Below are 8,493 nucleotides of genomic sequence, written 5' to 3'. Positions count from 1 at the left end.
GTCTGGAGAGCGTTTGGCAATGATCTCCATTGTGTCTTCCAGGCCATCGGACTGAGGCAGCTGCTGGCTATCGCCAACGATGGATAACATCGCTGCTTCATGCGGAAGCTCAATTTCCCTGGCTTCCTGGTGCAGTTCATGAATGCGTGTGACCAGTTCTGATGTATCCGGTGACACATAAGCCGGGTCCTCGATGCCCTGTAGCATGCCTTTAATCAGGTCAATGCCCTGACTCAATACATCAATCGCATCAGATGGCACTGCCTGTTTGCTGTCATACATGGTCGCAAAATAGCGATCCAGGTGTTCGCTTAAGTCTGCGATATTTTCAACGGACGCCATATTGGCGCTGCCGTGCAGGGTATGTAGCGCCCGCATAAGTGGCTCGCTAACATGCTGTACATCACTGTCTGAATAATTACTAAGATAATTTTCAACAGCTGCAATGTGCATGGCTGTTTCTTTCTGAAATATCTCGATCAGCGTTAGATTTTGCGAGATAGTTGCTTCAGAGACTGGTGGCTGTGGGATATTCTCCAGAGCGATTTCCTGAGTCGGCGTTTCATCCTCGGTCACTGGCGCTGATATTTCATTCTCTAATTCTGCTGTTGCTGAATCCGGCGTTTCGGCAGGTGTGCCAATGTCACCGAGGAGTTCATCGATAAGATCCGGTTTTGGTTCTGCTTCTCCGGCATAGCTGCCATTGGCAAATGCTTCCGCTAAATCGACAATGGGTTGTACATTTGGCTGTGTGTCCAGATCACCTTTAAGGTGCTGAATGCTTGATTCCAGGGTAGCTTCGGCCTTTTCCATCAGGTCGAAGATTTCTGGTCGTAATTCCAGACGGCCTTCAATGATGCGGTTGAGCATATTTTCAATCGCCCAGGCAAATTCACCCACGACTTTTGCGCCTGCCAGACGGCCACTACCTTTAATGGTGTGATAAGAACGGCGTAGCACAGTGAGTGCTTCCGAATCGTCATGGTTTTGTTTCCAGGCACGCAGATTTTCCTTCATGGTACCGACGACTTCATCAGCCTCTTCCAGGAAGATTTCAAGAATTTCTTCGTCAATATCGTCTTCAGGCAGGGTGGATGTCGATGCTACTGCCGGTAGCGTTGCAGGGGCTGCTGCAGCGGGCTCCGGTGCTGGAGTTTCAAACGGTTCTTCCACAGCAGGTGTGACGTCGGAAGCGGGCTCTGTTTCCAGTGAAAGTGGTTCGCTAAGGTTTGCGGCATCCAGTATGTCAGTCTCTTCAACAGGTTCCGTGACTGGTTCAGGCTCGATGCTCTCAGCAATTTCCGCTTCTGTACCTGCAGCTTCAATAATTTCTGTTGGTTCATCCGCAAGTTCTTCACGAGAAGTTTCCAGTTCACTAATGGCTTCCGGCGAATAGCCCAGTTCCTGTGCGCTGGTTTCGGCCACACTCAAAATGTTTTCCGGATGACCACGTTCCTCGGCAACGGCCTCCAGAAAGTATTCAATACTGGTAATGACATCGGCTAACAGGTCGAGTGCTTTCTGGTTTGGCTCGATATCTTCACGCAATAACTGGTGGCGAATGTAATCGATAGAGGTGTTCAGCAAATTGGCGGCGCGCTTCAGATTTAATATGGCTAAAACACCACGAATCTGGTCGAGTTTTTCCGGTGTTGACTGAATGGCTGCCCGGTTTGCGGTATCCACAGCGTAAGCGTTAAATGCTTCTTTGACCTCGGACACCAGCTTGGTAGCTTCTCCGATAACCAGGTTGTTAAGCTGTCGCTGTTCACTGGGTGGTAACAGGGTATCGGTTTTCTCTTCGCTTCCTGTTGCACTACTGCTTGCTGTGGATTGTACGCCTTCCAGCGAAGACTCAACATAGAGCAAGGCACTGGCCACTTCCATTAAGCTGATTTCACTGGGTTGTTGGCCTGCCTGGGCAATTTCAGCAACACTTTTGTTCTGGTCCTGAATAATTTTATGTAAATCGCCCAGCCCCAGCATGGCCAATGTATCGGAAATACGGTTTAAATGCTCGGTGAGGGGTTCCAGGTCACTGACCGGTTTGTCTTTGGTGCGAACAAAAATATCCAGCTGGTCTTTAACATGTAACAGGTCTTCTTTAATGACCGAAGATACACTCTGCATCAAGTCAGTATTGGAGCCACGCAATTGTGCGAAAGCTTCGTTGACATCGACGCTGCCTGGCAATAACTGCTCCAGGTTAAACGCCATTTTGATCTGGCCGGTCCGACTACCTTGTGAGGTGGACGTCGCAACGTAATAAAGTAAATTTTTGAGCAAATCAACGGGTGGGTTTTCATTAAATGCCGTTTCACCCGCATCAATGATACGTTTGATTTGTCGGTCGACCTGGTGCCCCATCAATTGTTTAACAGAGTTGCTTGCTTCTAGGCCGCTGTCCAGCAAACCTTCCACGATACCGCTGGCTACCCACCACAAGCGTGTGGCATTTTCTGTAGTGGAGTTGTTCAGTAATTCACGGATCACTATAGCGAGTTTTTTCAGCGCTTCTGGCGTATTGATATCGCGGTACCAACGTACCAGGGCTGCCTGATAGACAGGACGCAATTTTTTCGCGTATTGCTGAATATCAACCGGTTCTTTTTTGGGTTTTTTGGTATCTTCCGGTGGTGTAACACTCAAGTTCGGTGCAAAGAATGCATTTTCACTTAACAGCGGCTCACCGCGTGCGGTGCGCAAGTCATTCAATAACGGCAACAGGATGACAGGCATGTCCTGCTGTCCATTTTCCAGGTGCTCCAGGTATGCAGGTAACTGCAAAACGGCACGCATCAGGACATCATAGGCATCTTCCTTGCGGGAGACCTTGCCCTGGGAAATGGCATTGGCGAGCAGTTCCATTTCTTCGGCGAGCAGTGCGCCGCCATAGATTTCCACCATCTGCAAGGTGCCATAGATTTGATGCAGATAGGTCGCACAAAAACGGATTTGTGTTGAGTCGTTGGGGTTTTCTACATACGCTTCCAGGGCCTGACGCGTCTGGTTCAGACTTTCCTGAATTTCATCCTTGACCCACTTCAATGTGGTGTAATCTAATTCTTGTTGCGCAATACTCATCAATGCACCTTTAATTACTTATGCCTGAATGCCAGGGTGTTGGCGTAATTCAACCGCTCCAGTTTTGGGTGTGACCAATTGACCAACTCCCCTACGCCTAACACTAATATCCCCCCAGGCGTTAAGTGCTCTACAAAATTATTGACAATTTGTTCTCGTCTTGCGCGATCATAGTAAATTAACAGGTTTTGACAGACGATGATGTCCATTGCACCCATCGGTGCTCGTTCCATATCGACAACGTTTAACTGGTTAAAACAAACCCGCTGTCTAAGTTCGGGAACGACCTGATAACGACCATCCGGCAGTTTTTCAAAATATTTTTTTAGCCACTCTGGTTCGATTCTTTGCAGCTGTTTTTTGTTATATATCCCGGCGCGTCCAATGGCGATTGCGCCGCGGCTTATATCGCTGGCAATGACGCCCAGGTAAAACTCGCAGCCCAGTTTCCGGAGGTGATCATCAACAGCCATTGCCATGCTGTAAGGCTCTTCGCCGGTTGAGCAACCTACGCTCCAGATATGAACAGTGACGGGCTGTTCCTTAATTTCCCAGGTTGAACGCGGCAGATATTTTTCACAAATCAACGCCAGTGTATCTGCATGACGCAAAAACCGTGTTTCATGTACCGTCAGGTAATGGACCAGTTTGTCCCATTCAACATGACCACCGGAGCCGGAATGCAATAGATCGTAATAGTCCTGGTAACTGCTATAACCAAGCTCGCGCATGCGTATGCCAAGGTTGGTTACCAAAAATGAACGACGATTGTCGGGCAAACGCATGCCCGTTCTTTGTTCAAGCAATTCCACCCACTGCTGAAATTGCTGATCATCCATTTCGGGGAACGCATTAAGCCTGGAACCCGGCCGCTTGTTTGGCGGTTCATTCACCTTCGATGTCGTTACCTCGTTTTCCAAAATGGATACCGCACTACTCATAATCTGCGTCCAGTATGGTTTGGTAATCTGGCAGCATACGTTACTGCATACCAGCTACGCCGTTTAACCAATACAATTATTCCGGTAACTTAAATCCAGATACGGATTTTCTCAGTTCATTCGATAGCTCGGCCAGGTTACCGATAGAGGCCGAGGTTTCGTTGGTACCCGCAGATGTTTGAGTGGTTACCTCCTGAATCACGTTCATACTTTCCGAAATACTGGAAGCTGCCGTAGCCTGTTGTTGCGCACTGTCCGAGATACTCTGAGTCAGGTCCGCAAGGTGCGTTGATACGTTTTCGATTTCTTCCAGAGACTCACCTGCACGTAACGCCAGTTGCGCACCCGTTACAACACCCGCGGTGGATTGTTCCATAGAGGCTACCGCTTCGTTGGTATCGGACTGGATAGTTTTTACCAGGGCTTCGATTTGTTTGGTTGCGTCGGTGGATTTTTCCGCGAGTCGCTGTACCTCATCCGCAACCACCGCGAAACCACGACCGGATTCACCGGCCATCGCTGCCTGAATCGCAGCATTCAACGCCAGAATGTTGGTCTGGTCGGCAATGTCGTTGATCAGTTCAACCATGTCACCGATGAGCTGTGAACTCTCACCCAGACGCTTGATTCGTTTCGATGTTTCCTGGATTTGCTCACGAATGGAATCCATACCAAAGATAGTGTCTTGCACCGCCTTGGAACCTTTCTTCGCAATATCCACAGATTTGTTCGCAACCGTTGAAGACTCGGTCGCATTGTTGGAAACGTGCTCAATAGAAATCGCCATTTCATTAATCGCGGCCGATGCGGCTGTAATCTGTTCTGCCTGGTGATCGGATGCTTCGGCGAGATGCATCGCTGTGGCCTGCGTTTCCTGGGCCGCGGAAGATACCTGTACCGTGGTTTCGTTAATGGTCGATACCAGTCGGCGCAGTGCATCAATGGCGTAGTTAATCGCGTCCGCGATTGCGCCGGTTATGTCCTCGGTTACCGTCGCTTGCGCTGTTAAGTCACCAGACGCCAGGTCACCAATCTCATCCAGTAATCGCATGATCGCATCCTGGTTACGACGATTGGTTTCTGCTGTTTCAGACAGACGGCGGCGGGTTTCACCCATCAGTTTAAAACCAAGAACAACGAGTAGAACCAGGGCCACAAAACCAAAGATATAACCCATGAATGCATTAATGGGTCGTTCATTTTCCAGACCAGTAAATGAATCCATCAGGTTGGTGGTTACATTAAGTAATTCCTTACTCTTTAACACCATGTTGTTTGATGCGTTTTGCGCTTCAAACAGGGTTGGTGTCTGGTCCAGAATTCGACCTACCAGGTCATGAACTGTTTCAAATAATTCAGCTACTTCCGCCAGCTTGTCACGTGCATCGGGATCTCGTACACGGCGAATGTTCATTTTCTTGTTACCCTTGATCATCGCATCCAGTACCCGGCCGAATAACGCCGCGTCACGACCGAACCTGTCCGCGGCAGAGGCCGCACCTTGACCACCTTGCAGAACCTTGTTGGCGTTTACCGATATACGAGGAATCAACATGAGCTGACGACTGGCTACATAAACCTGGCTGGCGTTAGCACCGGATTCGATCATGATACTAACGACCTCATCAGATACCGCCAGTAGCGTAGGCATGGTTTCGTTTACTGCGCCAACGAATTCAGACAGCATTCGAATGGTGCCTTCCGCCTGCAGGATGGTGTCTGCATTGGTTCCAAACTCATTCCAGAGTTTACTTACAGCATCGAGTTGTTCCGTGACGCTTTCTGGTGCCGGTGGCAAGCCAGTATCAGGATTACCGTCGCGCAAAAAGTTGAGGTTTTGCTCAAACATATTGCGAGTTAGCTTGAGTTGTTTAAATGCCTCAACGTTAGCGGATGACGCCTCTACCGCGTCTTTAACGATACTTTGTGAAAGTACCCGTTGCTCGCCCGACAGATTGATGTACTCTTTATCATGCTGGGTGTTGGTCGCAACAACGTTAAAGATGAAGAAGGCGGCCAATATACTAATGGTCAACAGAGAGCCTATAACAAATAGACTTTTATCTGCAGCGATTTTGCTGGTTGGTGCGGTAATCATAACTTGGCTCCTGCCCAATCAATTAAACATTAAACTTAACATTCAGCATGTGTTTTTTATCTGCCGAATAATATCGTCGGTATAAAACCTACAAAACAGAGTTAGTCCAGCATCGCGTGGACTAACTCTGAAATCTGTTAACAATCGTATCTTGTTGCGTTTGCGACTACACAGCCACCTGGAAAAAGTGCGGATTATCTGCGAGTGCATACATACTAAATACAAGAATCTCTTCTTCACCTTGCCTGAAAGCGCCGTGTACATAATTACGTAACGCTTCATCAAATCTGGATACTGATGTTACTTTTTCATGATCCTGAAAGTGTTTTAATCCTAATACCTCACTGACGACCAGCCCTACTGACAATTCGTCTCGCTTGACCACGAGAACACGGGTTTTACTCGTATGTGTAAGCGGCTTGTCGTGTAAAAAACCCTGCAAATCAATAATAGGAAGTAAGGTTCCACGTATATTAGCGACTCCTTTTACCCAACGTTGAGTACCGGGAACTGTCGTGAGTCGTGGAAAGTGCAAGATTTCATTAACCTGTTTAAGCGGAGAAACCAGGTTAATATCGCCGATGCGGAATCCAATGCCGGTCCATGATTCTTTTACGTCAGCGCGCTGCGGCAAACCCTTTGCCGTGTTTATGCATTGAAGTTCTATCTCCTTTAAAAGCTGGATAGGATGTTTTTGCGCGCTTTTGGCCATTATTCCTTTAACCTTGTCCTTGTACCGGTTTAGTTTCCAAGTAAGGTATTGATTTTACCAATTAAATCTTTTTCTTTCGCCGGTTTGGTGATGTAGTCTTTGGCACCCTGGCGAAGTCCCCACAGTTTGTCCGTTTCCTGATCTTTGGTGCTAACTATAATAACAGGTATGCTGCTGGTGTCGGGATTTGTCGTAATTTCTCGTGACGCCTGAAAGCCGTTCATGCCTGGCATTACCACATCCATTAAAATTAAGTCCGGTTTTTCAGATTTTGCCTTTTCGATACCTTCTTCGCCACTGCTAGCTGACGTGACCGCAAAACCATTTTTCTCCAGCATGGTTTTCAGGACATGGATTTCGGTGGGTGAATCGTCAACGATCAGTATATTTGCCATTACCAGGCTCTCCCTTGGTTAAATGTTTGCTACTTTGGGTGTTTCGTTCTCAATCTGGCAAGAATATTAAATATCCAGTAACTCTTTTTGCCTAACTAGTGCGCAACGTTCACATGCGAAGTGATTGCGCCTAAGAGCTCATCTTTCGTAAAGGGTTTAGTCAGATATTGATCAGACCCCACAATTCGGCCACGGGCTCTGTCAAATAGACCGTCCTTACTGGTGAGTAATATGACCGGTGTATTTTTGTAAATATGATTATTTTTTATCAAAGCACAGGTTTGATATCCGTCCAGTCGTGGCATCATGATATCAATGAAAATTACGTCTGGATTTTGATCGGTAATTTTCGCCAATGCTTCGAATCCATCAGTGGCAGTCACTACGTCGCAGCCTGCTTTTTTAAGCAAAGTTTCTGCAGTGCGACGAATGGTCTTACTGTCATCAATGACCATGACCTTAATGCCTGCTAATGATGTTTCAGTCGCTTCTTCTGCCACCGCGCCACCTCTCATATAATTAATAAGCCCTTGTTTGTAATACTAATTTATGGAAATCTTTTGTATAGAATTCCGCTCTGTGTTGCTTTGTATTTTCCTTTTACTTAGCTACTAAGTACTCAGATGAGCGCGCGGTATGATAGCTGATGGTGGTATGCGCATTGCCACTAGCCCAACGCCATTCGTTGTAACGAGTGACCATAAACTAGCATATACCGTCATTGCATCAAGAAAATCAAAGCCTTGATCCAATCCATTTATCGGCGGTTGTACTTTATAACTTTAGTCCAGTCTCTCCCAGGAAACACGATATTTATTGACTACTTATGCACACTAGTTCGGAACTCTTTTACGTACCAGCTAGTTTCTAGCAACATTTATAATCCTGCGCAACTGATATGTGTACAGACCCTATGGATTTGCTGTAAAAACAGCCAGGTCTGGTTTAATGTCGACCATTATTAACTAATTTCCACGCGTTTATACATTAAGTTAGCTATCTTGGTCACCGCGCCCTACAACGACGTTCAAATTTAATGAGCGCCTCTCACTTATATTTTCAATTGTGATTTATTTATCTGGAGAGGTGTTAATACTACTGATATTGCCCGGAACGCCTGACTCTTTTAGTAGAGCGAGCATTGAACAGCAGCTCAGAGGTATATTTCTAGTCGGACTGAAGAATAAACGCAAGTCACACCACAAATCGAGCATCCATTTCAGTTTCTATCTTATACGTGAGAGTTAGCCAGGACTCAAGCGC

Annotated in this window: 6 protein-coding genes; all 6 read right to left on the bottom strand. The window is 47.0% G+C overall.

Going from position 1 to position 8,493, the window contains the following annotated elements; all coding sequences use genetic code 11:
- Window positions 1–3,084: Hpt domain-containing protein (locus ACWVCM_RS08055; protein WP_455201218.1), on the bottom strand; the 3,084-nt coding region annotated here is incomplete at its 3' end.
- Window positions 3,085–3,098: 14 nt separating this feature from the next.
- Window positions 3,099–4,025 carry a CheR family methyltransferase gene (locus ACWVCM_RS08050; RefSeq protein ID WP_455201217.1) on the bottom strand — a complete coding sequence of 309 codons (927 nt, stop codon included), beginning with the start codon at window positions 4,023–4,025 and terminating at the stop codon, window positions 3,099–3,101.
- A gap of 76 nt (window positions 4,026–4,101) precedes the next feature.
- Entirely contained in the window at window positions 4,102–6,123 is a 2,022-nt protein-coding gene (locus ACWVCM_RS08045) for a methyl-accepting chemotaxis protein (protein WP_455201216.1), read from the bottom strand.
- Between the two features lie 166 nt (window positions 6,124–6,289).
- Window positions 6,290–6,835 carry a chemotaxis protein CheW gene (locus tag ACWVCM_RS08040; RefSeq protein WP_455201215.1) on the bottom strand — a complete coding sequence of 182 codons (546 nt, stop codon included), beginning with the start codon at window positions 6,833–6,835 and terminating at the stop codon, window positions 6,290–6,292.
- 29 nt (window positions 6,836–6,864) lie between these two features.
- The gene (locus ACWVCM_RS08035) at window positions 6,865–7,230 is read right to left on the bottom strand and encodes a response regulator (RefSeq protein WP_455201214.1); all 366 of its coding nucleotides are present in this window, start codon (window positions 7,228–7,230) and stop codon (window positions 6,865–6,867) included.
- A 95-nt stretch (window positions 7,231–7,325) separates the two neighbouring features.
- Complete coding sequence (locus ACWVCM_RS08030) at window positions 7,326–7,745, bottom strand: response regulator (RefSeq protein ID WP_455201213.1); 420 nt, start codon at window positions 7,743–7,745, stop codon at window positions 7,326–7,328.
- Window positions 7,746–8,493 lie beyond the last annotated feature (748 nt).

This window comes from Kaarinaea lacus (assembly GCF_975902315.1).
This window is presented reverse-complemented; position numbering and strand designations above follow the sequence as displayed.

Bases quoted from the DNA above. Each gene is read 5' to 3' on its own strand.
- ACWVCM_RS08030 (WP_455201213.1), bottom strand. From the start codon at position 7,745: ATGAGAGGTGGCGCGGTGGCAGAAGAAGCGACTGAAACATCATTAGCA.
- ACWVCM_RS08040 (WP_455201215.1), bottom strand. From the start codon at position 6,835: ATGGCCAAAAGCGCGCAAAAACATCCTATCCAGCTTTTAAAGGAGATA.
- ACWVCM_RS08050 (WP_455201217.1), bottom strand. From the start codon at position 4,025: ATGAGTAGTGCGGTATCCATTTTGGAAAACGAGGTAACGACATCGAAG.
- ACWVCM_RS08045 (WP_455201216.1), bottom strand. From the start codon at position 6,123: ATGATTACCGCACCAACCAGCAAAATCGCTGCAGATAAAAGTCTATTT.
- ACWVCM_RS08035 (WP_455201214.1), bottom strand. From the start codon at position 7,230: ATGGCAAATATACTGATCGTTGACGATTCACCCACCGAAATCCATGTC.